The following is a 25,471-nucleotide window of genomic DNA, read 5'->3' on the forward strand; positions in this document are numbered from 1 at the left end:
GGGGACCCATGAAGCCGCTCGAAGCGGGCGATCCCACCTCGGTCGGCGAGGGCCGCTACCGACTGGTAGGAAGGCTCGGCCAGGGGGGCATGGGAGTGGTCTACCTGGGCCGGTCCCAGTCGGGCCGCGCCGTGGCCGTCAAGGTCGTACGTCCCGAGCTGAGCAACGAGCCCGGCTTCAAGCGCAGGTTCGCCGACGAGGTGGCGGCCTCGCGGCGGGTCGGCGGCTTCCACACCGCTCCGGTGGTCGACGCCGATCCCGACGGGGACCCGGCGTGGCTGGTGACCGCCTTCGTACCCGGCCCCACCCTGCAAGCGGTGCTCGCGCGCGTGGGAGCGCTGCCGCTGGACACGCTCACCGTCTTGGCGGCGGGCCTGGCCGAGGCGCTGGAGGCGATCCACCGGGCCGGGGTCATCCACCGCGACCTCAAGCCCGCCAACATCATCGTCGCGGAGGACGGGCCGCGCGTCATCGACTTCGGCATCGCGCGGGCTCTGGACGGTACGGCCCTGACGCAGACCGGGCTGCAGGTCGGCACGCCGGGGTTCCTGGCGCCCGAGCAGCTGATGGGCGGCGCCGTGACCCCCGCGGTCGACATGTTCGCTCTGGGGGTGGTGCTGACCCAGGCCGCGGGCGGCACGCCCTTCGGCGACGGCCCGTCCGCGGCCCGGCACTACAAGGTCGTCCACGAGCAGCCGGACCTGACCGCCGTCCCCGTCGAACTCCGCGAAGCCATCGGCGCCTGCCTGTCCAAGGACCCGGCCGCCCGGCCCACCCCCGCCGCCCTGCTGGCCGGCCTGACCGTCCGCCACCCGGCCGGTGGCGGCTGGCTGCCGGACGAGGCGTCCCAACTGCTTCCCCGCGAGGAGCCGGCGGCGCCGCCCGCCGCGCCGGCCTCTGCGCATGGCTCTGCGCATGACTCTGCGCCCGAGACCGCACCGGACACCCCCGCCCCCGTCGGCGCGGAGCCCCGTACGGAACAGTGGCGCACGGTGACGGGGCCCGCCACGCCGCTCCTCCCCGTACCCGCCGAGTCGCCGCAGCCCGGCGGGGCGTCGCAGCCCTCCGGCGAGCGGCGCCGACGGCGCACCGCGGTGGTGGCGGCGGCCGTCGTGGCCTCCCTGGCGACCATCGGGCTGCTCGTGTGGCATCCCTGGACGGGATCGGCCGATGGCGGCGGCAAGTCCGGCGGCACGGGACCCACCGGGTCCGCCTCCGCCCCGGGCCCCGCTCCGTTCCCGACCGGACCCCTGCTGATCCGGCAGGACCTCGCCTCGGGCCGGCCCGGCACCTGCCTCAGCACCATCGCCCGCCAGGACGCCGGAACGGACAAGCCCGTGCGGCTCGTGGCAGCGGACGCGTGCGACAGCCTGCCCCAATGGTCCCCCGACCACAGGTCCTTCGCGTTCACCCGCACCACGCCCGAGGGCCACGCCGTCTGGACCGCCAACGCCGACGGCTCGAACACGCGGCGGGTCGCCTCCATCGCCGGCGGCAGGGTGTCCTGGTCGCCGGACGGCACCCGGCTCGCCGTGCTCCGCAAGAAGGACGGCGTACAGCAGCTGTTCGTGGTGACCGTCGCCGACGGCTCGGCCGTCCAGCTCACCTCGGGCGCGGGCCAGGTCGAGGACCCCGCGTGGTCGCCGGACGGCAAGCGCATCGCGGTGTGCCTGCAGACCGAGCCCGAGAACTGGCAGATCCACCTGGTCGACCCCGCCGCCCCGGGCCGCGCCCCCCAGCAGGTGACCCGGCTGCCCCACCCGGCGCTCGACCCGGTGTGGTCCCCGGACGGCGCGGCCTTCGCGTACACCGCGGGGACCTACGGCAGCGGCACCCAGGGCGACATCCGCCTCGTGGACGCGGACGGCACCGACGACCGGGGGCTGGTGGCCGGCGCGGCCCACGAGATGGATCCCGCCTGGTCCGCCGACGGCGCCTGGCTGGCCTTCGTCCGCGGCCCGTACGAGAAGACGGTGATCTGGGCCGTACGCGCGGACGGGACCGGCGAACGCCAACTCGGCGCGGGCACCTCCGTCGAGGGCCACCCCTCCTGGCGCTGAGAGCGGGGAGGGGGACGTGTCGGTGGCCGGACGGACCGCCATCGCCGGGCAGGGGGACCGCGCGGTCCGCGTGACGCGGGTGGGTGCCCGGTGGCGGGTGACCCGGCCGTGGCCCGCACAGTTGCGGCCGATCCTGCACAGCTACGCCGGCTACTGGGATGCGGCGGCCACGCCCTACCGGGTGCGGCTGGTCCCCACCGGTCGGGCCGTCGTGGTGATCAGCCTGGGTGAGCCGTTCGCCCAGATCCGCCGGCTGGGCGACGCGGGCCCGGCCTTCAGCCAGGTGACCGGCTCGCTGGTCGCGGGGCTGGAGGACGGGTCCCGGGTGTGCGACCATCCCGGCGGCCAGGAGGCGATCCGGCTGGAGTTGACCCCGCTGGGGGCCTATCGGCTGTTCGCCGTGCCGATGGGCGAGCTGACCAACCGGGTGGTCGAGCTCTGCGACGTCCTCGGTCCGGAGGCCGGTGTGCTGGTGGAGCAACTGGCGGCCACCCGTGACTGGGCCGCGCGGTTCGACCTGCTGGACATCGCCCTGTCGGCCAGGCTCGCACGCGGGCCGCTCCCGGCCCCCGAGGTGGGCCACGCCTGGCGGCTGCTGTCCGACGCCCACGGGAACCTCCCGGTCGCCCGGATCGCGGCCGAAGTGGGCTGGAGCCAGGGCCACTTGGTCCGCCGCTTCACCGAACAGGTCGGCCTGACGCCCAAGATGTCCGCCCGGGTGCTGCGCTTCCACCGGGCCGTGCGGCTCCTCACGCGCGAGGACGCGACTCCCACCCGGGTGACCGCCGCCTGCGGCTTCTACGACCAGGCCCACCTCAACCGCGAGTTCCGCGCACTGGCCGGCACCACCCCCGGCCGGATGGCCACCGCCCGCGTGGCGGAGGGAGCCCTCGCCCTGTGAGGGGCGAGCGCAAATTTGTCCAAGCCAGGCCGCCCGCGCGCCGCTAGTGTCCCCGTTCGTAGTCGATCAGGAGCGGAGAACTCGATGGAAGACCTGCTGCGCATCCTCGTGTCCGGTGCGATCACGGGCGGCTTGATCGGTTTGGCGGCGGCCCTCGGCCGAAGCCGCCGCAGGCGTCGCGAGGGCGGTGACACGAGCGGCCGCTGACGCCGCGTGGTCAGGCGGCGCTCCATCCCCCGTCGACGGGGAGGGAGGCGCCGGTGATGTAGCCGGTGTGCGGGCCGCAGAGCCATACGGCGGCGCCGGCGACCTCCTCCGGTTCGATCAGCCGCTTGACCGCGGAGCGGCTGAGCATCACCTCACCGACCACCTGCTCCGGGTCGATGCCATGGGCGGCGGCCTGGGCGGCGATCTGCCGTTCCACGAGGGGTGTGCGGACATAGCCGGGGTTGACGCAGTTGCTGGTGACTCCGTGCGGGGCCCCTTCGAGGGCCGTGACCTTGCTCAGGCCTTCGAGGGCGTGCTTGGCGGTCACGTATCCGGCCTTGAAGGCGCTGGCGCGCAGGCCGTGCACGCTGGAGACGTTCACGATCCGGCCCCAGCCGCGTGCGTACATGTGCGGCAGGCACTGGCGGATGAGGAGGAACGGGGCCTGGACCATCACCCGTTGGAGGAGTTCGAACCGCTCCACGGGGAAGTCGGCGAGGGGCGCGACGTGCTGCAGTCCCGCGTTGTTGACCAGGATGTCGATCGCGGTGGGCAGCTCCGCCACGAGCCGGCCGTCGGCGAGGTCCACCACGTGGGCGCGCCCGCCGACCGCCTCGGCGACCGAGGTGGCCGCCGCGGCGTCGAGGTCGACCACGTGGACGAGCGCGCCGGCGGCGGCGAGCGCCTGGGCGCAGGCCCGGCCGATCCCGCTGCCGGCGCCCGTCACCATGGCGGTGCGGCCCGAGAGGTCGACACCTGCGGTTCCGTCGGACGGGGGTGTGATTCCGCTAGTCATGCCGGGAATCATGCGTGACGTGCGGGCACCGGCCCCATGTGTCCGGCCTCCACAGTCGTGGCCGGTGGGGTGGTGGAGTCCACCAGCGGGGCTCACGGGCCGAGCGGGCAGCTCGTCAGCAGTTCCCCGGGGCCGGCGGAGGCGGGCCGGGGCAGCGTGCGGCCGGCCGGCGGCCGCACGCCGCGGCCGATCCAGTCCTCCAGGGCCGTGAAGGCGGCGCGGTGGCACGGGAGGATGGGCCGGAGCCGGTCGGGGAAGGCGTCGAACAGCGAGTCGACGTGGGTTCCTCCTTCGACCCGGTAGTAGCGGAAGAGGTGGCCGCGCCCGGCGTCGCCGACCATGCGGGCGTAGACGTCTGAGTCCTGGCTGATGGGCAGCAGCACGTCGAGGGTTCCGTGCACCGTGATCAGGGGTTTGCCGATCCGGCCGGTGAGGGCGGCCTTCGAGACCGCGTCACGGACCGCGTCGGGCCGTGAGGGGTAGTCGTAGTCGGCGTCGCAGGCGGGGGTGCCGGGTGCGCAGAAGGGGTGGCCGGCCTCGAGCGGGCCGTCGTAGTCCGGGTCCAGCTCCTCGCGGTAGATGCGCTGGGTGAGGTCCCAGTAGTACGCGTGGTGGAAGGGCCACAGGAACTCCGAGCCGGCCGGGAAGCCGGCCGCGGTCAGCTGCCGGTGGGCGGGCCCGGCTCCCTCGCCGCCCGCCGCGTAGGCGGGGTAGGCGGCGAGGGCGGGCGGCAGGAAGGTGAGCAGGTTCGGGCCTTCCTCCCGCCACAGGGTGCCCTCCCAGTCGACACCGCCGTCGTAGAGCTCGGGATGGTTCTCCAGCTGCCAGCGGACGAGGTACCCGCCGTTGGACATGCCGGTGGCGAGCGTGCGGGCGGGGGGCCGTGCGTAGCGCTGGGCGACGACGGCCCGGGCGGCGCGGGTGAGCTGGGTGACCCGGGTGTTCCATTCGGCGATCGCGTCACCGGGTGCGCGGCCGTCGCGGTGGAAGGCGACCCCGGTGTTGCCCTTGTCGGTCGCGGCGTACGCGTACCCGCGGGCCAGGACCCAGTCGGCGATGGCCCGGTCGTTGGCGTACTGCTCGCGGACCCCCGGCGAACCGGCGACGACCAGGCCGCCGTTCCAGCGGTCGGGCAGCCGGATCACGAACTGGGCGTCGTGCTGCCAGCCGTGGTTGGTGTTGGCCGTCGAGGTGTCGGGGAAGTATCCGTCGATCTGGATTCCGGGGACGCCGCTGGGGGCGGCGAGTCCGGCGGGGGTCAGCCCCGCCCAGTCGGCCGGGTCGGTGTGGCCGGAGGCGACGGTTCCGGCCGTGGTGAGCTCGGCCAGGCAGGCTCTCTCCTGGTGTTCGGCGCCGGGCACCCTCAGCCGGTGGAGACTCGCGCAAGGGGCCGTCGCGCCTTCGCCGGTATCACCCCGCTCCTGGGCGGCCGCGGGGACGGTGGCGAGGGTGACGAGCGCCGCCGCCGCGGCGACGGACCGCCGCAGGGCGGTGGTGCGGGACAGGTGCACGGTTACCTCCGGTGGAACGTGTACGGGTGTCAGGGGCAGGTGCCGTCGGCGATGACGTAGTGGCCGGCCGGGGATTCCTTCAGCGTGTGCACGACGAAGGTGTTGTAGAGGCCCAGGTTCTGGTTCGAGCCCTTGGCGTAGGCGTAGCCGCCGTTGGTGGTGGCACGTCCGGCCTGGACGTGCTGGTAGTTGTTCGCGGTCCAGCACCGGGCCGCGGCGCCCGTGGTGGTGGCGCTGACGTCCGCCGAGCGGGCGCCCTCGACGCCGGCGCCGTCCCGGGCGGCGAGGGCGTACGTGTGGCCGGTGCCGGGTTCGAGTCCGGTGTCCGTGAACGGGGAGGCGTCCGGGGTGGCGATGCGGGAGCCGTCGCGGTAGACGGCGTACGAGGCGGCGCCGCCGACGGCGTTCCAGTCCAGGGTGACGGTGGTGTCGGTGACCCCGGTCGCGGCGAGGCCCGCGGGGGCGGGCAGGCCGCCCGGGGGCGGGGTGGAGGCGTCGAGGCCGAAGAAGCCGGTGATCCAGTGGCTGGAGCAGATCGAGCGGATGAAGTGCGCCGTCCCGGTGGCGCCGCACTGCTGCGGTCCGCTGCCCGGATCCACCGGAGTCCCGTGCGCGAGGGAAGGCACCCGGTCCACTTCGACGGCGACGCTGCCGTCCGCGGCCAGGTACTGCTCCCTGCGGGTGCTGTTGGGCCCGATGGTGGAGGTGCGGTCCGCGCTCTGGTCCAGGCCGTGGACGGCCGTCCACTGGTCGCGCAGTTCCTCCGCGTTCTTCGGTACGACCTTGGTGTCGCTGTCGCCGTGCCAGATGGCGACCCTCGGCCAGGGCCCGGTGCGGCCGGGGTTCGCGTCGCGGACGCCCTGGGCCCAGGCCGCCGGGGTGCGGTCCGTACCCGGGCTCATGCAGGAGTAGGCGGTGACCACCGAGTTCGCGCAGGCGTAGGGGATGCCGGCGATGACCGCGCCCGCCGCGAACACCTCGGGGTAGGCGGCCAGCATCACCGAGGTCATGGCGCCGCCCGCCGACAGCCCGGTGATGTACACCCGTGCGGGATCGGTGCCGTACGCGGAGGCGGCGTGCGCGACCATCTGCCGGATGGAGGCGGCCTCGCCCTGGCCCCGCTTGGTGTCGCCGGGCTCGAACCAGTTGAAGCACTGGCTGCTGTTGTTCGCGGAGGTCGTCTCGGGGAAGACCAGCAGGAACCCGTACTGGTCGGCGAACTGCGTCAGCCCGGAGTTGTCGGCGTAGACCTGGGCGCTCTGGGTGCAGCCGTGCAGTGCGACCACCACCGCGGGGCGGGCCGGCATACCGGCGGGCTGGTACGCGTACATGTTCAGCGCGCCCGGGTTGGTGCCGAAGGCGCTGATCCTCTGCAGGGAGACGGCGGCCCGGGCGGCGGGGGCGGGCGAGAGCAGTGCCGCCCCCGCCACCAGGGCCACCACCGCCGGCATCCGGCCGAGGGCCCGGCGCCACCGTCCGCCTCCCGGCGGGGTACGGGACGGCTGCGCGGACGGCAGCGGCTTCGAAGAGGTGGCGCGCGACGGCATGGCGGCTCCCTGTGCGGGTGGCAGCACCGTCCTCATCGGTACGGACGGGCTGGTGTGCGGGTAACCGTAGGAGCCGGAGCCGCCCGCCCAGTACGGTGGTGCACACCACAGCCGGCCGAAATGGCTGTGGTCCGCGCCCCGTTGCCCCGTCCCGGCCGCCCTGCTATCGGGTACGGACGGCCAGGCCGCCCGCGACCGCCAGTTCCGGGCCGGTGGCCGCCCGGACGTCGTCCAGGCTCACCCCCGGTGCGAGTTCGCGCAGCAGGAGGCCGGAGGCGGAGACGTCGATCACCGCGAGGTCGGTGATGACCCGGTTCACCACCCCCCGGCCCGTCAGCGGGAGAGTGCACTCCTCGACGAGCTTGTGGGAGCCGTCGCGTGCCGTGTGCTCCATCAGCACGATCACCCGGCGGGCGCCGTGCACCAGGTCCATGGCGCCGCCCATGCCCTTGACCATCTTCCCCGGGATCATCCAGTTGGCCAGGTCACCGGAGGCCGAGACCTGCATGGCCCCCAGTACCGCCACGTCGATGTGGCCGCCTCGGATCATCCCGAAGGAGAGCGCGGAATCGAAGTACGAGGCTCCGGCGGCGGCGGTCACCGTCTCTTTCCCCGCGTTGACCAGGTCCGGGTGGACGTCCTCCTCGTCCGGGTAGGGCCCGACGCCGAGGATGCCGTTCTCCGAGTGGAGGACCACCTCGATGCCGTCGGCGAGGTGGTTCGGGATGAGCGTCGGCAGCCCGATCCCGAGGTTGACGTACGAGCCGTCGGTCAGTTCGCGGGCGGCGCGGGCCGCCATCTGCTCGCGGGTCAGGGGCATCAGCGGGTCTCCTCGACGGGGCGCGGGCGGGTCGTACGCCGCTCGATGCGCTTGGCTGCGGCGGGATCGTCGGGCGCGACGCGGACGACCCGCTGGACGAAGACGCCGGGCAGGTGGACCTGGTCGGGCGGGATGTCGCCCGGGGCGACGAGCTCCTCCACCTCGGCCACCGTGACGCGCCCGGCCATCGCCGCGAGGGGGTTGAAGTTCCGGGCGGAAGCGTGGAAGACGAGGTTTCCGTGCCGGTCGCCGACGGCGGCCCGGACGAGGGCGAAGTCGGTGGTGATGGCCTCCTCCAGGAGGTACGCGCGGTCGCCGAACGTCCGCGTCTCCTTCGGCGGCGAGGCCACGGCGACGGTGCCGTCCTCGCGGTACCGCCAGGGCAGGCCGCCGTCCGCGATCTGCGTGCCGACACCGGCGGGGGTGTAGAAGCCGGGAATGCCGGCGCCGCCGGCCCGCAGCCGCTCCGCCAGGGTCCCCTGCGGGACCAGCTCCACCTCCAGCTCGCCGCTGAGGTACTGGCGGGCGAACTCCTTGTTCTCGCCCACGTACGAGCTGGTCATCCGGGCGATCCGTCCCTCGCGCAGCAGCAGCCCGAGCCCCCAGTCGTCCACACCGCAGTTGTTGGAGACCACCTTCAGGCCGCCGACCCCGCGCTCCCGGAGGGCCTCGATGAGGACCCCCGGGATCCCGCACAGGCCGAACCCCCCGACCGAGACCGACGCCCCGTCATCGATGTCGGCGACCGCTTCGAGGGAATCCCCGACCACCTTGTCCACACTCATCCGCGACTCCTTCCGTCCACCCTCGCGGGCCTGCGGCGAGCCTAGGAAGCCGGTCGGGGGGTGCACGATGGCGGACTTCCCCACAGCTCGGCGGCATCGGATGTGGCAGGGAACCAGTCCTGGGCAGGTCCTAGGCCGTCTCCCCTTGCCCGTCCGCGGGCCACGGCATGTGCGGGTGGTCCACGAAGCCCCCGTCGGGTTTGCGGCCGAAGGCGGAGGCGAGGACGGCGGGAAGGTCTGCCTCGGGGACCCCGGCACGCACTTCGGCCAGGACTTCGGGAAAGTCGTCATCGTGGAGGACACCCATGTGTTCCTGGCGCAGCCGGTGGACGACTTCGACCAGCTCGGGCCGCAGCAGCATCCAGGCGCGGGACGTGCGGATCTCCTCGTCGACCTGGTCCATGAACCAGCGCACGACCTCGTACGGGAGGTCCCGGTGCGGCTCGCAGGTGTAGAAGCACACCGTCGGCTCCCTGGCCGGGTCCTCGTCGGGGACGATCGCGGTCGCGAGGTGGAGTTCCTCGGCGGCGAGCGTCAGCTCCACGTACCAGGCGTCGTCCGGTAGGGAGTACATCGAGCTGATCGCGTAGTCGCCGTCGGCATGGGGGAAGATCATCCCCACATGCTGCCACGCCCGTTCGAGGACGCGCCCCGCCCCGGCTCCGCACCCGGCTGGGCAGCCCGCACGGCAGCAGGCGCCGCGCGCCGATCGGCGCGGGATCGGGGCGGCAAGCCCGACGGGTGGCGGATGACCCCGGGGGCGACGGACCGTGACGATGGCCCGCATGGATCCCGAACTCGATGCCGACAGCACGGCGGGGGTCCCCGTTACGTCCATTGACCGTGAAAGGACCCGTGTCTTGAAGATCCGCCTGATGATGTGTGCGAGCGTGACCGCCCTGACTGCCCTGTGCGTGGGTGCGGGCACGGTCACGGCGGCTCCCGCGCCCCCCGGGGCCGCGGCGCTGCGGTCCGCCCTGGACGACGTCCACCGCGCGGGGATGCCGGGGGTGTTCGCCGAGGTGCGCGACGCCGGCCGGACCTGGCGCGGCGCTTCCGGGGTCGCCGACGTCACGACCGGCCGTCCCGTGACGCCCGGCATGCGGCACCGTGTCGGCAGCATCACGAAGACGTTCACGGCCGCCGCCGTCATGCAGCAGGTCGAGCAGGGTCGGATCCGGCTCGACGCGCCGATCGGCGACTACCTGCCGCAGTTGGTGCCGGGAGAACGCGGCCGGAAGATCACGGTGCGGATGCTGCTCAACAACTCGAGCGGCATCCCCGACTACATCCCCTACGCGTTCCCGTCCCTCCAGACCCCCTCGCCGGAGAGCCTGGAGGACAACCGGTTCAGGCGGTTCCGCCCGGCCGAGCTGATCGAACTGGGGCTGGGCGCGCCTCCCGCGGGCGAGCCCGGAGGCCCCACGGGGGTGTACTCCAACACCAATTGGCTGATCCTCGGCCAGCTGCTGGAGCAGGTGACCGGTACCCCGGCCGAGGAGTACATCACCCGGAACGTCATCGAGCGCGCAGGGCTCCGGCACACCGGGTTCCCGTCCGGGCCCCGCATCGAGGGACCGCACTCGCGGATGTACGAGGCCCTGTTCGGCTTGCTCGACCCGCCGCGCGACTTCAGCGTGTACGACATGTCCTGGACGGGGACGGGGGCCGCCCTGGTGTCGACCATGGACGATCTCAACCGCTTCTACGGCAAGCTGCTCGACGGCAGGATCGTCAGCCGCTCGTCGCTGGCGGAGATGCAGCGCACGATCCCGGTGATCGCCCTGGACGGGACGACGATCCAGTACGGCCTCGGTCTGCACAAGGTCGACGTCCCCGGTTGCGGCACCTTCTGGGGCCACGACGGCACCGTCTGGGGGGCCGGGACGATCTCCCTGACCCGGGACGACGGCAAGCGCCAGATGTCCGTCGCGGTCAACCTCCAGAGGTGGCACGCGCCGGACTCCTCGGGGCAGCCGCAGCACCACCCCCTCGACGACGCGCTGAAGGCGCTGCAGCGGGAGGCGATGTGCGGCAGCGGCGGCGCCGAAGCCGGCCGGCCTGCCTCGCGTGTCCCGGCGTTCCTCCCGTAGCGCGTAGGCGGCGGGCCTGACCGGGGTCGAACGGCGCGCTCGACGAGGGCTCGCACGGGCCGGTCCTGGCCAAGCCGTACGCGTCCGGCCCGCTCCGTCGACCAGGAGCGGGCCGGACGCGGCGTCGGCTGCGAGCCGGCGAACCGGTCAGCCGGCGGCGGCGCCGAACCACTTCGTCAGGTGGGTGAGCAGATCCCGCTGGTCGTCACCGACCCACGCGACATGGCCGTCCGGCCGCAACAGCACTGCGGGCAGGTCCAGTTCCGCTCCGGCGTCGGAGACCAGGTCGACACGGTCCGCCCAGCCCTCGACGGAGAGCCGGCCGGTCTGGTCGAGCAGCAGCCCGCGGCCGCCGTGCATCAGCTCGTAGAGATGTCCTTGCTTCAGTTCCACGTCCCGCATCCGCAGGCCGAGCAGTTCATGGCCCTCGCCGAAGTCGTAGCGGACCCCGACCGCGGTGATCATCTCGGTCACGTACCGGTTCACCTCCTCGAAGTCCATCAGCTTCGCGAACAGTTCCCGCAGCGCCGTCGCGCCCGGATCGGTACCCAGCAGCGTGATCTGCGCGCGGGTGTTGTCCAGCACGCGGGCGCCCACCGGGTGCCGTTCGGCGTGGTAGGTGTCCAGCAGTTCCTCCGGGGCCCAGCCGGCGACCGCGCCGGCCAGCTTCCAGCCGAGGTTGAACGCGTCCTGGATGCCGAGGTTGAGCCCCTGTCCGCCGGTCGGCGGGTGGATGTGCGCCGCGTCGCCGGCCAGCAGCACCCGGCCGACGCGGTAGCGCTCGGCCTGCCGGGTGGCGTCGCCGAACCGGGACAGCCAGCGGGGCGAGTGCACGCCGAAGTCGGTGCCTGCGAAGGCCCGCAACTGCGTCTTGAACTCCTCCAGGGTCGGCGCGGTCGCACGGTCCTCGGACACGCCGTCGGCCGGCACGACGATGCGGTACGTGCCGTCGTCCGCGTTGCGTTGGGCACCGAACCGCAGTTGGGTCTTGCGGACCTCCGCGACGACGGCGGCGATCGTGTCCGGATCCTCGGTCGCCTCCATGTCCCCCAACAGCGTCTCGACGGTGGCGGGTTCGCCGGGGAACCCCACACCGATCAGCTTGCGCACCGTGCTGCGTCCGCCGTCACAGCCGACGAGGTAGCGCGAGCGCAGGTGCGTGCCGTCGGCCAGCTCGGCGGTCACCCCCTCTTCGTCCTGGCTCAGCCCCACCAGTTCGCTGCCGCGCCGGATTTCGGCACCGAGTTCGAGCGCCCGCTCGTTCAGCAGCCGCTCGGTGACCGGCTGCGGGGTGGCGAGGCCGAACGGGTGGGCCGTGTCCAGCCGGTCCGGCCACGGCTTCATGATGCCGCCGAACAGTCCGCCGACTTGGAACTTCTCGCTGACCGCGAGGAACCGGTCCAACAGCCCGCGCTGGTCCATCATTTCGACGCTGCGCGCGTGAAGGCCCTGCCCGCGGGACTGCAGGGTCGGCTCGGTCAGCTTCTCCAACACCACCACCTGCACGCCGTGCAGCCGCAGTTCGGCGGCCAGCATCAGACCGGTCGGTCCGCCGCCGGCAATGATCACGTCAATCATGAAGGGTCCGTTTCCGCAGGTTTCGGGCTCAGGCCGATGATTCTGCGGCACGGTGGGGGCCTTGCCGCAAGCCCCCCGGTGCGCTATATGTTGAGAGTGGCAAGGAGCGGATTACCTCCTTGCCTTTCTCTTTTCCCGGTGGCCGATGGCCTGTTGCCGCTGCCGGCTCACGCCCTTGCGCGCAGGTACCCCTCCAGCTCGGCAGCCCCGGTCAGCATCGCCCTCCCCCGCACGGACAGCCGTGCGTGCCAGTCCCCCAGCGCGGCCTCCAGCGGCTCCAGCCCGCCGGCCGCCCGTACGTGGCCGATCAGCGGGGCGATCTGCTCCAGCAGGTAGCCGCCCCGCCTCAGCTGGTGGGCCAGTCTGGCGTCCCGTACGTCGGCCTCTTCGTACACCCGGTACCCGGTCAGCGGGTCCCGGCGCGGGCGCACCAGGCCGGCCCGCTCCCACTTGCGCAGCGTCGCGGGGCGGATGCCGAGCTCGGCCGCGAGCGGCCCCACGAACGTGCCGCCGGTCCCGGCCGGCGGCGCGGTGGTGGGCGACAGGTCGCGGAGGGCGCGCTCCACGGCCCGGAGCGTCCGCCGGTCGTCGAGTAGTTGGGCGTGGCTCTCGTCGATGAGCCGGAACGCCTCGTCGGTCTCGTCCTGGTTCACGGCCCGCATGATCGACGTCGCCGTCCGGTGTCCGTGGCCGGGTACCAGGGCGAGGAACGCGCCGAGGGCCAGCGCGTGGAGCGGGGTGTAGGTGCGGTAGCCGTGGGGCGTGCGACCGGCGGCCGGGAGGATGCCGGCCTCCTCGTAGTTCCTGACGGCCTGGGTCGACAGGCCGTACCCGCGTGCGAGGTCGATCGGCCTGAGCTGTCGGTCCGTTTGAAGGTTTCGTCCCACAGATCCCACGATATCGCGGAAAAGTTTCCACCGAAGGTTCAACGATACCGTTGAAGGCATGGCAGCAGACATCAAGCACACCGCCCATGCCGTCGACGCCTCCGCCGTCCTTCGGCTGCTTCCGTCCCGGCCCCGGATGCTCGCCCTGGGCGAGCCCACCCACGGCGAGGACGCCCTGCTCGACCTGCGCAACGAGCTCTTCCGGCAGCTCGTCGAGCAGGAGGGCTACGGGACGATCGCGATCGAGAGCGACTGTCTGATGGGCCTGGTCGTGGACGACTACGTCACCTCGGGCACCGGCACGCTCGACAAGGTCATGGAACGCGGATTCAGCCACGGCTGGGGCGCCTCCGCGGCCAACCGCGCACTCGTGCGCTGGATGCGGGCCCACAACGAGGGGCGGCCCGCCCCCGAGCGGATCCGCTTCGCCGGCTTCGACGGGCCTTTGGAGACCACTGCCGCCGCCGGCCCCCGCCAGGCCCTGACCGCGCTCCACGGCTACCTCGCGGCCCACGTCGACCCCGGTCTGCTCCCCTGCACCGCGGACGCGCTCGACCGGCTGCTCGGCCCCGACGACGACCGGTGGACCGATCCCGCCGCGATGATGGACCCGGCCCGATCCGTGGGGCGGTCGGCCGAGGCGAAGGAACTGCGGCTGCTCGCCGACGATCTGGCGGCACTGCTCGACCAGCAGACGCCGCACCTGATCGCGGCGACCCCGCGGGAGGAGTGGGACCGGGCGCTCCTGTACGGACGCACCGCGACCGGCCTGCTGCGCTACCACCACTCGATGGCCGACACCTCGCCGGCCCGCCTGACCCGGCTGGTGAGCGTCCGGGACCGGATGATGGCCGACAACCTCCTCGCCCTCGCCGCCCGGGGTCCGGTACTCGTCCACGCCCACAACTCCCACCTCCAGCGGGAGAAGAGCACGATGCGGATGGGCGGGGCACCGCTGGAGTGGTGGAGCGCCGGGGCGCTGGTGAGCGCCCGGCTCGGCGAGGAGTACGCCTTCGTCGCCACGGCCCTCGGCACGATCCGGCACCAGGGCGTGGACACGCCGCCACCGGACACCCTCGAAGGACTTCTGTACGCGCTCCCGGAGGAGCGCTGCCTCATCGACGCCGCGCGGCTGGCCGCCGCCCTCGGCGGCACCGGGCCCGCGCCCCGCGTGTCGCCCTGGTTCGGCTACGCCCCGTTCGACCCGGCCCACCTGGCGGACAGCGACGGGCTCGTGTTCGTCAGGGACCTCCCCCGGAGCTAGTGGCAGGCCGCCCGGACGCGGGCCACGTGGGGTGGGATGCCGGGGTTGCGGGCGGCGTCCCGGGACGCGTCGGGATCCCGGAGCAGTGCCGTCAGGACGCTCGCGGGAAGGTTCCGCTCCCGCAGCACGACCCCACGGACGGAGTCGTCCGGGTCCTCGGCCAGGCGGGCCGCGTCGGCGAGGGTCAGCCGCGGGTCCTCGGCGGCCCGGTAGCGCACTTCCGGGTCGCGGTCCCGGGCGAACCGGGCGACGAGTTCGGGGGTCGAGAGGGGGTCGTCCAGGGCGAGCCGCCGCATCCGGCCGTGCGGATCGTCCGCGTAGCGCAACAGCCCCTCGCGGGGGAAGTTCGGGTGCGTGCGGGGGCGCCCCGGGGAGGACAGGCTGCCGGTCCACCAGGTCCACACCCGCAGCAGCATCTCGGCGGGGGCGTCCTCGCACGACTCGGCGAGGAACAGCTGGACGACCCGGTCGCGGTCCCAGGCCAGCAGCTCGACCACGTCCGGGGGCAGACGCCGGGCGCTGGCCACGCTCCGGCGCACCAGGTGGTGGGAGGAGCGGGCGAGCCGGCGCATGGCCTCCGGGTCCTCGTGGAGCTCCGCGACCCAGGGCAGGGTGACCGAGTGGCCGTCCGGGTCGATGTCCACCGGGATCGTGGTCCGCTGCTCCTCGGTGAGGTCGGCGCGCAGGGCCACCATGTGGCGGACCCCGGCGTCCGTGTCCCGGGCGAGGCGTGCCACGGTCTCGGGGTCGAGGCGGGGATTGGCTGCCAGCGCCGCACGCATGCGCGCGTTCCCAGTCGCGAGGAGGTGCTCGACGAGGTCGGGCCCCAGACGGCAGTCCTCGACGGCCCGCTCCCCCAGCTCTTCGCGTACGAAGACCTCCCGCGAGAGCGGCTCGTCCCGGTGGTGCCACAGCAGTGCTGCGGTCCGTACGCGGGCCGCCTCGTCGGTGAGCAGGGCCTTGCGGCGCTCGGCCGACAGCACGGGCCAAGCCGTCCGGCAGACCAAGTCCCGGACCGCGGCGTCCGTGTCCTGCGCCAGGGCGGCGGCGTGTCGTGGGGGCAGGCCGGTGAGCCGGGCGGCCTCGGACCGGACGTTGGCCGACGGATCGGCGACCAGGAGCGCGTACGTGTCCTCCGCGAGCTCGACGCGCCGGTCGGCGGCGAGCATGGCGAGGAGCCGGCGTTCCCGTTCGGTGTCGGCCGCGCGGATCAGCCGGGTCCAGTGGGCGGAGGTCAGGCGCGGGTGCGTATCGGCGGTGGCGAGCCGGAGCCGCGGATCCGGCTGTGCCAGTACCGCGTCCACCAGCTCGTCCGGCGGGAACCGCCCCAGCAGGTGCGGGGAGGGCCGGAGCAACTCCCGGCGCATGGCCTCCGGTGTGCTCCAGTCCGAAGCGAGGTCGTCGGCAGCGGCTTCGAGGAGGTCCGGGTCCGGGTCGAGACCGGCCAGGTAGGCGGCCCAGGCGGCCGCGCCCTCTTCGTCGCTCTCCCGGGCCGCGGACTCGGCGGCCGCGTCGACGCGGGCGCTGATGCCGGTCAGGAAGATCAGCCGCGGCTGTCCGTCGGCACCCGGCACCGTGCCGGCGAAGGTCTCGCCGTCCGGAGCGGACAGGAGCAGGCCGCGCGGGTCGGGGTCGGTCGCGGTGAGGAGGCCGGCGAGGGCCCGGACCGGGTCGGCTGCGAGGATCCGGACCCGGCGCCACGCCCTCCCGTTGTAGCCGCCGGGGGCGTGGGGGCCGTCGAAGGCGAGCAGGAACTCGCGGCCCCCGCCGAGTACGAGCCCGGCCACCTCGGCGGGCCCGGCCGCCGGTTCGCCGGCCGCTGCCGCCAGCAGGCGGCGCGCCGTGCCGGCCTTCCGTATCCCCGGAAGCCACCAGGTACCAAGGGGCTCCAGCCCCATCGTGGCGAGCAGCGCCTCGCAGCTCTCGCGGTCCCGCAGCCTGTCGTCGTTCACGTCCGCCGTGCCCCTTCCCCCCTCGTGCGTCCCGCCATCATCCAGGAGGCTGTGGGAGGACGGCGGGCTGGGGTGCCTCTGGCCTGCGACGACGGTCACTCCTCGGGGATCATCCGGCCGTCCTCGTCCAGCGCGGGGTGGATGCGCGCGGGGTCCTGGCCGTTCACGTCGGACGGGCGCGGCCCCTCGGGTCCGTCGGGGCCCCAGCGCAGCAGGCGGCGGGTGCGGACGAGCTGGTACACGGCGCCCTGGAACTCCAGGCGGTTCACGCGCCCGGCGCGGAGCGAGTCTGCGGCCCCGGCGTACGCGGCCAGTTCCGCGGCCCTCCGGTCGGCGGAGCCCGCCCCGCCGGCCGTCGCCGGGGTGCGGGCGTCGGAGCGCGGGTCGGCGTCCTCGGGGATGTGGCCGCTCATCCGCGGCCACATCCACGTCAGGAAGAAGTCCAGGGACTTGCGCGCGGCGTGCGCGGTGGAGTGCGGGCCGGTGACCGGGCTCCAGCCGCGCGCGGCGGTCTGCTCCACGACCGTGAACGTGGCCGGGAGCAGCAGGACGTCCGGGTGGGTGTCCAGCGCCCGGTGCGCGTCGGCCCGTACGTCTTCGGGGAACCGTTCGCCGGTGTAGCGCAGGGTGCGCAGCGCCAGTTGCTCGAGGGCCTGGGTGGGGGTGACCGGTGCGTCGGGGTCCAGGAGGAGGCCCTCGTCGATGCCCGGGTCCTTGGCGGCCCGGTCCCAGTTCGGGACGGCGGGCTCCGGATCGGTCGGGCGCGGCTGTTCGATGCCGTCCGGGCCCGCGACCGCGTACTCCTCGGCGCGCACGACCCGGTACCGGGTTCCGGCGGCCGTGAGTTCGTCGACCCTCTCGCTCTCCAGCCGGGCGACCGCGGCCAGCAGTGAGCGCCGCTCCTCCCTGTCCTGTGCGTGGTCCTTCGCACGGAACCACAGCATCGAGTTCAGCGAGTCGCGCGCCTGCTGCGGGCAGCCGGCGGTCACTTCGAGCACCACCCGCCAGCGCGGCCCGTCCCCGGCACTCTGCGCGGCCACCCCGAACAGCGGGCCGCGCACCACCACGTCGCCCGCCCGTGCCGCGGCGTCGACCGCGTCGGCTTCGACCGCGGCCTCCACCGGCTCGACGGGTACCCGCACCACGACGGGCCGCGACGCGCCCGGCCCCACATCCCGAGGATCCATGGACCCATCGTGGCAACCACGGCGCGGCGCCGCCGCGGATTCGCCGATTCCCCACCCGCGGGTGTCCCCGCCCGGCGACTCTGCTGAGTCGGCCCGCGCCGCCTAGGCTCACCAACTTCATTAGTTATCCCTAGCGTTGTGCATCCATAGTTGCGCACATGGAGTTGCTGCGTATGTCCAAGGCCGCGAAGCGTCTGGGGATTCACCCGATGACGCTTCGCCAGTGGGCTATCGACGGCAAGATCCCGTTCTCCTGGGTCGGTCGTGAGCGTCGGTTCTCCTCGGTCGATGTGGAGAACATGAAGCGCGGCAGCAACTCCGCAGCCTCCCGCCCGAGGCGGGAGGTTCTGTATGTGCGTGTGTCGGGTTCGTCGGGGCAGGAGTCATCGCTGGCCGCGCAGGAGGAGGAGTTGCGGGCCACGTCCGCAGGCGAGGTCGTGAAGGTCGTCAAGGATCGTGGTTCCGCCCTGCGGGAGAACCGGCCCGGCCTGAATCGGGTTTAGGCTATGGTCTCCGATGGGTCGGTGACGGCGGTGCGGGTGACGCATGAGGACCGCCTGGCCCGGTTCGGTGTGGGCTGGCTCAAGCGTTTGTTCGCCGTGTACGGCGTCACCCTGGAAGTCCTGCACCCGAAGAAGTCCGGTGGCCGTGATGAACTCCTCGAAGACTTCGTCTCGTTGGTCGCCACCTTCGCGGGCCGCTTGTATGGGATGCGGTCGGCAGAGGCCCGCAAACGGCTGCTCGCTGAGACCAGCCAGTGCACCGAAGACGGTGGTGGCCGGTGAGCCGGAAACTGCCGCTCGCCGAGGGCGAGACCTCCCGTACTGCGTGCGCCCGTGGCCTGCTGCGTACCGGTGTGGACGAGAAGACCGGCGAACTTCTGCCCGCCACCACGCTCGCACAGCGTGTGGGATGGGCCGTTGATCTGGTGTCCGGCATGACCGGCGCACTGCTGGCCGAGCACTGGAACACCACCGACGTGGACAGCCTGGCGTCCGGTGAGGACGCGGGCGGCCGGAAGCTGCCGTCGAACGCGTGGATGGCGCTGCGCCGCCTGGGCTGGACAGTCGCCGCACCGGACGGTATCCGGGTCAACGACCGGATCGTCCGCATGGCCCAGGAACAGGCCGGGCGCGCTCTGCGGTCGGCGAAGTGGCGTGCCGACCTGGCGTGCGGTGTGCTCGCCACCTGGCCCTGCGATCCGGCGAAGCGGACCGCAGACGAGTGGGACGCGGTACGGGATGCGGTGCCGGGCGGCCAGTTTCTGCCGGACAGCGTGATCAAGTCCCGCACCCGGCAGATCGCCGCCTTCACCGCCAAGAACGGCCGGATGCCGGTTGATGTGTTCGAGGTGGAGACCGTGCCCCGGATAGCGCGGATGCTGCTGCTGTCCGCCTGCGACGGGCAGCAGGCCACCATCGAACGCGCCGACGAACCAGGCCGCGCACTCCTGCGCCTCCAGCTCCCCATTCGGCCCGATCCGGCCTCGTACAAGGACTGGACCTGGGTGGCCTGCCCGATCTCGCTGCCGCCGACGATCCCGGGCGGTGCGGTGCTGCACCTGCCCACCCTGCGTATCCACCAGGGGCAGGTCCGGGCGGATCTCGCCTACACCCACGCCGTTCCCCATACCGCCCGCACCGGTCACACAGTCGCGCTGGGCGTGGACTGGGGCCTGAACACCCTGCTGTCCGCCGGGGCCACGCGCCTTCACCACGACGGGCGGATCACCGCCCTCGGCTCTGGTGCCCAGTTCCGGGCCGCCGGGGTACTCGCCAAGCAGCACCGGCTCAGGCGGCTGTCCGAGCACCTGCACACCAAAGCCGACCACTACCAACGGCTCACCGCAGGAGACCAACAGCACGTCCTGGCAGACAGGCACCAAAACCTGCGAGACGAGATCCGGCATATCTCCGACCGGCGCTCCCACCTCAACGACGCCCTCGCGTGGGCTTCCGCACGCTGGACGGTGGACCAGGCCATCGCCGCCAGGGCGACCGTCATCTACCTCGAAGACCTGCGGTCGATGGAAGCCCAAGGGATGGGCCGCACTCACAACACCCGCATGTCCCAGCAAGTGCGCGGGCAGATCGTGGACCACATGCGCCACCTCGCCGCCGAAGCGGGTATCGCCGTCGTCACCATCCCGGCGCGGAACACCTCCAAGCACTGCCCCCAGTGCCTCACCCCGCTGCGGCATCGCAAAGCCCCCAACCGGCCCACCACAACTGGGTGGAAGTGGGCCATCTGTCCGAACACCTCCTGCCGGTGGCAGGGCGACCGCGACAACGGGGCGTGGCGACGTATTGCCGCACGCGGCCTCACCCACCAGACCAAGACCGTCGTGGACCGCGCCAGCGCCACCATGGTCATCCACTCCGTGGTGGACAAGCTCGAAGCCCGCGCAGTCATCACACCGACTGCCGACAAGACCCGCCGGAACGACCGGTCCAAGACCGGCCCCACCCGGCCTCGAACCACACGTCCGACGCCCAGGCGACGCCGGACACCCTCCCCCACCAGACCCACAGGTCCGGCGGGCAAGCGTCCGGAGGGACACGCTCACACGGACCGGACCCGGCTGCCCCGCGCAGCCCACCGGCACCAGGGCGTGACAACGATCAGCACACCCACCACCAGCCGACACCGGCCACACGGAGCAGCACTGGGCGCGGGATTCCACCTCCACGCTCACGCCACCCCACCACGGTGGGCAATCCCGTTGCCAGACACTACGTCTGACATGGGATCGCTTAGCTGATTAGAGACGCTTCCGCCATGAACGACGGAACACGCGGAACACACGGTGCGCACGGCATACGGATCAGACCGGGCCGCCTGGCCGACGCGCCGGCCGTCCTGGCCATGCTCGACTCCGCGGTGGCCTGGATGAACGCGCGCGGGAACACCGAGCAGTGGGGCACGACGCCGTATTCGCAGAAGCCCGGCGGGGTGGCGCGGGTCGAGCGGTACCTGACCGAGAACGCCCCGCACATCGCCGAGTTGGACGGAACTCCCGTCGGAGCCCTGGTGCTGGACACCGGCCCCAGCCCGCAGCTGCCGATCGCGCCGGCCGGGGAACCCGAGCGGTACGTCCGGCTGCTGGTCACGGACCGCCCGCACGCCGGCCTGGGTATCGGCGCGGCGCTGCTGGCCCACGCCGCCGAGGAGGCCCGCCGGGCCGGGGTGGACCTGCTGCGGGTGGACTGCTGGGCGGGCGGCGGGGGCGAACTGGTGGCGTACTACGAGCGCAACGGCTTCACCCGCACCGGAGGCTTCCTCTCCGGGGCATGGCCGGGGCAGGTGCTGGCGCGTCGGGTCGGCTAGTGCTGTGGCCGGAAAGGTCTGCCGGTCGCGGTGTCCGGTGCGGTGTATCGCAAGACGGAGGGCCGCGGCTCGCACTGGACGTACTTGCGCGGTCCGACAACACAGCGAGGTGCCGGGCCGGGCGCCGTGGCCCGGTGAACCTTGCCGGTCACAGCACTAGGAGGCCGGATCCAGCAGGTGGGGGCCGTTGTTGCGGACGCTGTTGACCGCCGTCGACACCGCCGTCACCGCGAGGCGGCCTCCGGCCGGGGTGTGGAGGAGGGCGCGCAGATCCGCCGTGTCCTGGTGGGCGGGGTCGAGCCAGGTGTCGTAGTCCCCCGGGTCGAGGGCCAGCGGCATGCGGGGGTGGACCCGGCCCGCCCGGTCGGTGGCCTCGGTGGTGATGATCGTGGCGGTGATGAGCCAGGCCGCGGGGTCGTCGTCGTCCTTGACGGCCGGGTCGCGCCAGAACTCGTACAGCCCGGCCATCGCCATCACCGCGGCGTCCTCGGGGCGGATGAAGTACGGCTGCTTGTAGGCCTTGGCCGAGCCGGTGGCGGGTACGGCGACCCATTCGTAGAACCCGTCCGCGGGCAGCAGGCACCGCCTCCGGGTGAAGGCGCGCCGGTACGCCGGCTTCTCGTGCACCGTCTCCACCCGCGCGTTGATCATCCGCGAGCCGACCGCGGGGTCCTTCGCCCACGACGGCACCAGGCCCCACCGCACCGGCCGCAGCCGCCGCGCCACCTCCCCGGTGCCGCGGTCGGCCCGCTCCAGGACCGCCCACACGTCATCGGTGGGGGCCACGTTCCAGGAGGGCCCGAGATCCTCGGCGCCGGGATCCCGCTCGGCTTCGAAGAGGCCCGCGAGGTCCTCCGGGGCCCGGGAGGAGGCATATCGACCGCACATGCCCCCACCCTGCCACCCCGCCGGCGGAAACGGGCCGCGAACCACACCGGCGGTCGGGAACCGGCGCTCGTCCCGATTGCGCGCGGCCCGCGCGCGGGACCCGGCGCCGCTCGCCGACGAGCGCGGTGAGCTCGTCCAGCGTGAAGTCCGCGCCCTCGGGGTACATTTCGGTCACGGTGAGCCCGGTCCGCGCGGCGGGTTCACCCCCACCACACGGGCCCCGGCCGAACCGTGGACGACCTCCCGCTCGTTCTCCTGGGACAGCGGTCGGCGTCGGCGCCGCCGCCCCGCCCGTTCCGCACGCCTGCTGCCGCACACCCCGAGGAGCCCCCGTGTCCGTGCTCCCCACGATCGCCGTGGTCCTCGCCGTCTGGTGCGCCGCCGGCCTCGTCACCGCCGCGCTGTACGCCGCCCTGCGCGGCCGCCACGTCCGCCGCCAGCGGGCAGCGGCGGCCGCGCTCGGCGGCGCTGGCGACGGCCAGGGGGCGCCGGCCGAGGAGCCCAGCGACCTGAGCCCTTCGGCCTGATCCGTCAGCGCAGGTCGAACCGCATGAGGATCCGGGGATGGCCGGCCAGCACCGAGGTGGTGTCGGCGGCATGAACGAACCCGGCGCGTTCGAAGTTCTTCCGGATCCCGGCGTAGGCCATCGTCGTGTCCACCTTGGCGTCACCGTTGTCGAGGGGGTACGCCTCGACGGCCGGTGCGCCCTGGGAGCGGGCGAACTCCACGGCGCCGGCGATGAGGGCGTGCGAGGTCCCCTGCTTGCGGTGGCCGGGTCGTACCCGGATGCACCACAACGACCAGACCGGCAGGTCGTCGACGTGCGGGATCTTCCGGCTGTGCGCGAAGGAGGTGTCCGCGCGCGGCGCCACCGCCGCCCAGCCGACCGGCGTGTCGCCGTCGTAGGCGATGACTCCCGGAGGGGGATCCGCGCGGCACAGCCCGGCGACGTACTCACCGCGGGCGGGCCCGCGGAGCTCGTTGTTGAGCTTGGACGGGATCCGGTAGCTCAGGCACCAGCAGACGTTGGACTCGGGCGACTTCGGTCCGAGCAGCAGGCGGGCGTCCTCGAAGGCCGAGGCCGGACGAACTTCGATGGTCATGCCGCAACCCTGTCACGAAGCCCGCGCGTCCTGCGCCGCTCCGGTCGCGAGGAGGCGCCGTAGCCAGCGGGTGCGGGTGGCGCGGGCGTCCTGGCTGATGGCCGCGTTCGGTGCCAGGCCGTCGAAGCCGTGGAACCCGCCGGGCCACACGTGCAGTTCGGCCTGGCCGCCGGCCTGCCACAGCGCGTTCGCGTACGCCGCGTCCTCGTCCCGGAACATCTCGGCGGACCCGACGTCGATGTAGGCCGGGGGAAGCCCGGAGAGGTCCGTGGCGCGGGCGGGGGCCGCGTAGGGCGGGAGGTCGGCGGCGCCGTATCGGTCGCCCAGGAGTGCCTGCCACACGGTCGCGTGGGAGGTGAGGTCCCATACGCCGAGGCCCGACATCTGCCGGCTGGAGAACGTGTCCGCGCGGTCGTCGAGCATGGGGCAGAGCAGCAGTTGCCCCAGGGCCCGGGGGCCGCCCCGGTCGCGGGCCAGGAGGGCGAGGGCCGCGGCGAGCCCGCCGCCGGCACTCTTGCCGCCGATGACGATGCGGTCGGCGTCGATGCCGAGTTCGGCCGCGTGTCCGGCCGCCCAGACGAGGCCGGCGTAGCAGTCCTCCAGCGGGTCCGGGTACCGCACGTGCGGCGCGAGCCGGTACTCGACCGAGATGACGGCCAGTTCGAGCGGGAGGGCCCACTCGCGCAGGATCCTCGGCAGCACGGACCACGCGTTGCCCATGACCATGGCGCCGCCGTGCATGTAGTACAGCAGGGGCAGCGGCCCCGCGAGTCCGGCGGGCCGTGCGCTCACCAGGGTGACCTCCGGCCCGCCGGGCGGTCCCGGCACGGACAGCTCCGTCACCTCGAACCGGCCGCCGGCGCGCAGGTCCTCGGCCGTCGGCCGGGGCCGGCTCGCGGCGTCGCGCTCCTGCCGGGCCCGAAGGGTGTCCGGGGTGATCGGCTCCCGGGCCTCCTTGCTCAACGCCGCCAGTACGAGGCCCAGTTCGGGGTCGAAGGGCGGCGCTGCCGACTCCGCTGCCGGAACACGGATGCCGTCGCTCATGACCCGCCCCCCGATCGTTCGTACGCACTCCCCCATGTGACGGACACTCGCCTGAGACCCATACGGCCCAGCCAATCACACCGCCGGGCGGACGCGCACGCCCCGGATCCGCGCCGCGCAACCCGCCCCGTCAGGGGGCGGCTCGGAAGGCGGTGGCGCGGACGCTCGTGCCGCAGAGCGCGAATTCGCCGCCGTCGTCGACGCCCAGCTGGAACCGGCCCCCGGCGATGCCCACGACCATCGAGGGCGCGACGAACGGCTCTTCGGGGCTCGAGGCGCAGTACCCGTCGGCCTCACCGAGGACCGGGGTGAACGTGACGAGGGCCTCCGCCGCACCGCCGACGGGCAGCCGCACCGGCTGCGCGGCGCCCTGCCGGTGCACGGCGAGGGGCCTGTTCCGGTCCGGCGAGCCCTGGCCGGCGAGGGCGAGGGTGGGGTGGCCCTCGAGGACGCAGGGCCCCGGGCCTTCGTTGACCACGGTGATCCGGATCCGGGTCGCGCCCAGGCGCTGCGCGCTGTCCGCGACGAGATCGGCGCTGCGGCACGGGGGCGCGGGAGCTGCCCGTTGCCCGGCTCCGCCTCCCGCGGCGGCCGCGGCGATCGGGCCCGTCCAGGCAAGCAGACCACAGGCCACCGCCGCGAGCGTGCGCGCATGGGTCATGGCTCTCCTCCCGGGGCACCGGGTGCGGCGCCGCGCGGACCGTCCACCTCCCTGTCCAGCGTGGCACCGTCCCGGCCCGGGCGCGCGCCAAGGGCGGCCCGGCGGAACCGTTGCCCGGCGCGGGCCATCCGGGCGGGGCGTGGGGGGCGTACGGCATGGCGGTTCTGGCGGTGGCGGGGTGCGGGCGGATGCTGGTGGCTCCCCGCGCAGGAGAGGCCCGTGAGCGATACCAGTGCCCGAGTGACCCCGAGGCCGGCGTCCGCCGCGGCAGGTGGGGAGGTTCCCGCTCCCGGAGTCATCGGCATCGGGCTCGCCGCCGTGCTGACGTTCGCGCTCGCCCAGGGCTCGTGGCAGTGGTTCGCCACGTTCATCGGGGTGACGCTCCTCGCGGTGATGCTCGCCTTCCAGCGACGGGCTCAGTGGACGCCGGACATCCGCTCGGCGTACGTGCGCGGCCTGGTCGCGTACGCGCTGGTCGTCGGGCTGTGCGTGGCGATCGCACTCGCGCCGCTGCTGCAGCGCCGGGCCTGGCTCTTCCCCATGCCGGGTACGCGCAGTGAGTGCGTGCTGCTGGGCAGGTACGAGGCCTTCCGGACAGAGGCCGCGCTCGGGAGCCTGGCCGGCAGTGACGGTGCGGCCCTGGCGTTCGCGCGGGAAGCCCACGCCCGCACGGCCGTTGCCGAATGCCTGGCGGCCACGACGACCTTGTGGCTGCCGCTGTACGGGGTGGCCGTGGCGGCGCTCGTGGGCACGGTGGTGTGGTTCCGCGACCGGGCCAGGGCCCAGGACCGGGACCGGGCCCAGGAGGCGGGGCCTTCTTCGCGCGATCCGCAGGCGGCCCCGTAGCGTCAATGCGTCC

At 73.4% G+C, this 25,471-nt stretch carries 23 protein-coding genes and 1 pseudogene; 10 read left to right on the forward strand and 14 right to left on the reverse strand.

Annotated elements, in window-relative coordinates; genetic code table 11:
• Window positions 1-8: 8 nt before the first annotated feature.
• The 3 genes from AB0O21_RS07425 to AB0O21_RS07435 all read left to right on the forward strand — a co-directional run bounded on the left by AB0O21_RS07425 (window position 9) and on the right by AB0O21_RS07435 (window position 3,168).
• Complete coding sequence (locus tag AB0O21_RS07425) at window positions 9-2,060, forward strand: protein kinase (protein ID WP_365167390.1); 2,052 nt, start codon at window positions 9-11, stop codon at window positions 2,058-2,060.
• Between the two features lie 16 nt (window positions 2,061-2,076).
• Complete coding sequence (locus tag AB0O21_RS07430) at window positions 2,077-2,961, forward strand: AraC family transcriptional regulator (protein WP_365167392.1); 885 nt, start codon at window positions 2,077-2,079, stop codon at window positions 2,959-2,961.
• A gap of 84 nt (window positions 2,962-3,045) precedes the next feature.
• Complete coding sequence (locus tag AB0O21_RS07435) at window positions 3,046-3,168, forward strand: hypothetical protein (RefSeq protein ID WP_365167394.1); 123 nt, start codon at window positions 3,046-3,048, stop codon at window positions 3,166-3,168.
• Between the two features lie 10 nt (window positions 3,169-3,178).
• Here AB0O21_RS07435 and AB0O21_RS07440 read toward each other — a convergent pair whose 3' ends face one another.
• The 6 genes from AB0O21_RS07440 to AB0O21_RS07465 form a co-directional block, all read right to left on the reverse strand.
• Window positions 3,179-3,964 (reverse strand): 3-hydroxybutyrate dehydrogenase, encoded by a 786-nt coding sequence (locus AB0O21_RS07440; protein ID WP_365167396.1) that lies wholly within the window; start codon window positions 3,962-3,964, stop codon window positions 3,179-3,181.
• A 92-nt stretch (window positions 3,965-4,056) separates the two neighbouring features.
• A complete protein-coding gene (locus tag AB0O21_RS07445) occupies window positions 4,057-5,475 on the reverse strand; it encodes a tannase/feruloyl esterase family alpha/beta hydrolase (protein ID WP_365167399.1) in 1,419 nt (472 codons plus the stop codon).
• 29 nt (window positions 5,476-5,504) lie between these two features.
• The gene (locus AB0O21_RS07450; protein WP_365167753.1) at window positions 5,505-6,926 is read right to left on the reverse strand and encodes a PHB depolymerase family esterase; all 1,422 of its coding nucleotides are present in this window, start codon (window positions 6,924-6,926) and stop codon (window positions 5,505-5,507) included.
• A 259-nt stretch (window positions 6,927-7,185) separates the two neighbouring features.
• The gene (locus AB0O21_RS07455) at window positions 7,186-7,842 is read right to left on the reverse strand and encodes a CoA transferase subunit B (RefSeq protein WP_365167402.1); all 657 of its coding nucleotides are present in this window, start codon (window positions 7,840-7,842) and stop codon (window positions 7,186-7,188) included.
• Window positions 7,842-8,627, reverse strand: a complete 786-nt coding sequence (locus AB0O21_RS07460; protein WP_365167405.1) for a CoA transferase subunit A — start codon at window positions 8,625-8,627, stop codon at window positions 7,842-7,844. Before AB0O21_RS07460 ends, AB0O21_RS07455 begins: the two co-directional genes overlap by 1 nt.
• Before the next feature lie 130 nt (window positions 8,628-8,757).
• Window positions 8,758-9,243, reverse strand: coding sequence for a hypothetical protein (locus AB0O21_RS07465; protein WP_365167407.1), 486 nt, complete (start codon window positions 9,241-9,243; stop codon window positions 8,758-8,760).
• 244 nt (window positions 9,244-9,487) lie between these two features.
• Here AB0O21_RS07465 and AB0O21_RS07470 point away from each other — a divergent pair, with 244 nt between their 5' ends.
• Window positions 9,488-10,720, forward strand: coding sequence for a serine hydrolase domain-containing protein (locus AB0O21_RS07470; RefSeq protein ID WP_365167410.1), 1,233 nt, complete (start codon window positions 9,488-9,490; stop codon window positions 10,718-10,720).
• A gap of 147 nt (window positions 10,721-10,867) precedes the next feature.
• On the opposite strand, the gene rox is transcribed toward AB0O21_RS07470, so the two are convergent.
• A complete protein-coding gene (gene rox, locus AB0O21_RS07475) occupies window positions 10,868-12,298 on the reverse strand; it encodes a rifampin monooxygenase (protein ID WP_365167412.1) in 1,431 nt (476 codons plus the stop codon).
• Between the two features lie 167 nt (window positions 12,299-12,465).
• The gene (locus AB0O21_RS07480) at window positions 12,466-13,185 is read right to left on the reverse strand and encodes a TioE family transcriptional regulator (RefSeq protein WP_365167414.1); all 720 of its coding nucleotides are present in this window, start codon (window positions 13,183-13,185) and stop codon (window positions 12,466-12,468) included.
• 58 nt (window positions 13,186-13,243) lie between these two features.
• On the opposite strand from AB0O21_RS07480, the gene AB0O21_RS07485 reads away from it, so the two are divergent.
• Window positions 13,244-14,449 carry an erythromycin esterase family protein gene (locus tag AB0O21_RS07485; RefSeq protein WP_365167416.1) on the forward strand — a complete coding sequence of 402 codons (1,206 nt, stop codon included), beginning with the start codon at window positions 13,244-13,246 and terminating at the stop codon, window positions 14,447-14,449.
• On the opposite strand, the gene AB0O21_RS07490 is transcribed toward AB0O21_RS07485, so the two are convergent.
• Both AB0O21_RS07490 and AB0O21_RS07495 read right to left on the reverse strand, forming a co-directional pair.
• Entirely contained in the window at window positions 14,446-16,401 is a 1,956-nt protein-coding gene (locus tag AB0O21_RS07490) for a PE-PGRS family protein (RefSeq protein ID WP_365167418.1), read from the reverse strand. The two genes, AB0O21_RS07485 and AB0O21_RS07490, sit on opposite strands and share 4 nt — an antisense overlap.
• Before the next feature lie 95 nt (window positions 16,402-16,496).
• On the reverse strand, window positions 16,497-17,588 hold the full coding sequence (locus AB0O21_RS07495) for a DUF5954 family protein (RefSeq protein WP_365167420.1): 1,092 nt from the start codon (window positions 17,586-17,588) through the stop codon (window positions 16,497-16,499).
• 173 nt (window positions 17,589-17,761) lie between these two features.
• On the opposite strand from AB0O21_RS07495, the pseudogene AB0O21_RS07500 reads away from it, so the two are divergent.
• The 3 genes and pseudogenes from AB0O21_RS07500 to AB0O21_RS07510 all read left to right on the forward strand — a co-directional run bounded on the left by AB0O21_RS07500 (window position 17,762) and on the right by AB0O21_RS07510 (window position 20,915).
• Window positions 17,762-18,373 (forward strand): annotated as a pseudogene (locus AB0O21_RS07500) (IS607 family transposase).
• Window positions 18,370-20,349: a zinc ribbon domain-containing protein gene (locus AB0O21_RS07505; RefSeq protein ID WP_365167422.1), complete on the forward strand. Its 1,980-nt coding sequence runs from the start codon at window positions 18,370-18,372 to the stop codon at window positions 20,347-20,349. Before AB0O21_RS07500 ends, AB0O21_RS07505 begins: the two are co-directional and overlap by 4 nt.
• Before the next feature lie 17 nt (window positions 20,350-20,366).
• On the forward strand, window positions 20,367-20,915 hold the full coding sequence (locus tag AB0O21_RS07510) for a GNAT family N-acetyltransferase (protein WP_365167424.1): 549 nt from the start codon (window positions 20,367-20,369) through the stop codon (window positions 20,913-20,915).
• A 156-nt stretch (window positions 20,916-21,071) separates the two neighbouring features.
• On the opposite strand, the gene AB0O21_RS07515 is transcribed toward AB0O21_RS07510, so the two are convergent.
• Window positions 21,072-21,803, reverse strand: a complete 732-nt coding sequence (locus AB0O21_RS07515) for an SOS response-associated peptidase (protein WP_365167426.1) — start codon at window positions 21,801-21,803, stop codon at window positions 21,072-21,074.
• A gap of 332 nt (window positions 21,804-22,135) precedes the next feature.
• Between AB0O21_RS07515 and AB0O21_RS07520 the strand changes: the two genes are divergently transcribed.
• Window positions 22,136-22,330 carry a hypothetical protein gene (locus AB0O21_RS07520; RefSeq protein ID WP_365167428.1) on the forward strand — a complete coding sequence of 65 codons (195 nt, stop codon included), beginning with the start codon at window positions 22,136-22,138 and terminating at the stop codon, window positions 22,328-22,330.
• Window positions 22,331-22,334: 4 nt separating this feature from the next.
• On the opposite strand, the gene AB0O21_RS07525 is transcribed toward AB0O21_RS07520, so the two are convergent.
• The 3 genes from AB0O21_RS07525 to AB0O21_RS07535 all read right to left on the reverse strand — a co-directional run bounded on the left by AB0O21_RS07525 (window position 22,335) and on the right by AB0O21_RS07535 (window position 24,612).
• Window positions 22,335-22,907: a GNAT family N-acetyltransferase gene (locus tag AB0O21_RS07525; protein ID WP_365167430.1), complete on the reverse strand. Its 573-nt coding sequence runs from the start codon at window positions 22,905-22,907 to the stop codon at window positions 22,335-22,337.
• 12 nt (window positions 22,908-22,919) lie between these two features.
• Window positions 22,920-23,951 carry an alpha/beta hydrolase gene (locus AB0O21_RS07530; RefSeq protein ID WP_365167432.1) on the reverse strand — a complete coding sequence of 344 codons (1,032 nt, stop codon included), beginning with the start codon at window positions 23,949-23,951 and terminating at the stop codon, window positions 22,920-22,922.
• A gap of 130 nt (window positions 23,952-24,081) precedes the next feature.
• On the reverse strand, window positions 24,082-24,612 hold the full coding sequence (locus AB0O21_RS07535) for a DUF4232 domain-containing protein (RefSeq protein WP_365167434.1): 531 nt from the start codon (window positions 24,610-24,612) through the stop codon (window positions 24,082-24,084).
• Window positions 24,613-24,831: 219 nt separating this feature from the next.
• Between AB0O21_RS07535 and AB0O21_RS07540 the strand changes: the two genes are divergently transcribed.
• Entirely contained in the window at window positions 24,832-25,458 is a 627-nt protein-coding gene (locus AB0O21_RS07540; protein ID WP_365167436.1) for a hypothetical protein, read from the forward strand.
• Window positions 25,459-25,471 lie beyond the last annotated feature (13 nt).

Origin of the sequence: Streptomyces sp. NPDC091371, from assembly GCF_040684275.1 — a bacterium.
Taxonomy (GTDB): domain Bacteria; phylum Actinomycetota; class Actinomycetes; order Streptomycetales; family Streptomycetaceae; genus Streptomyces.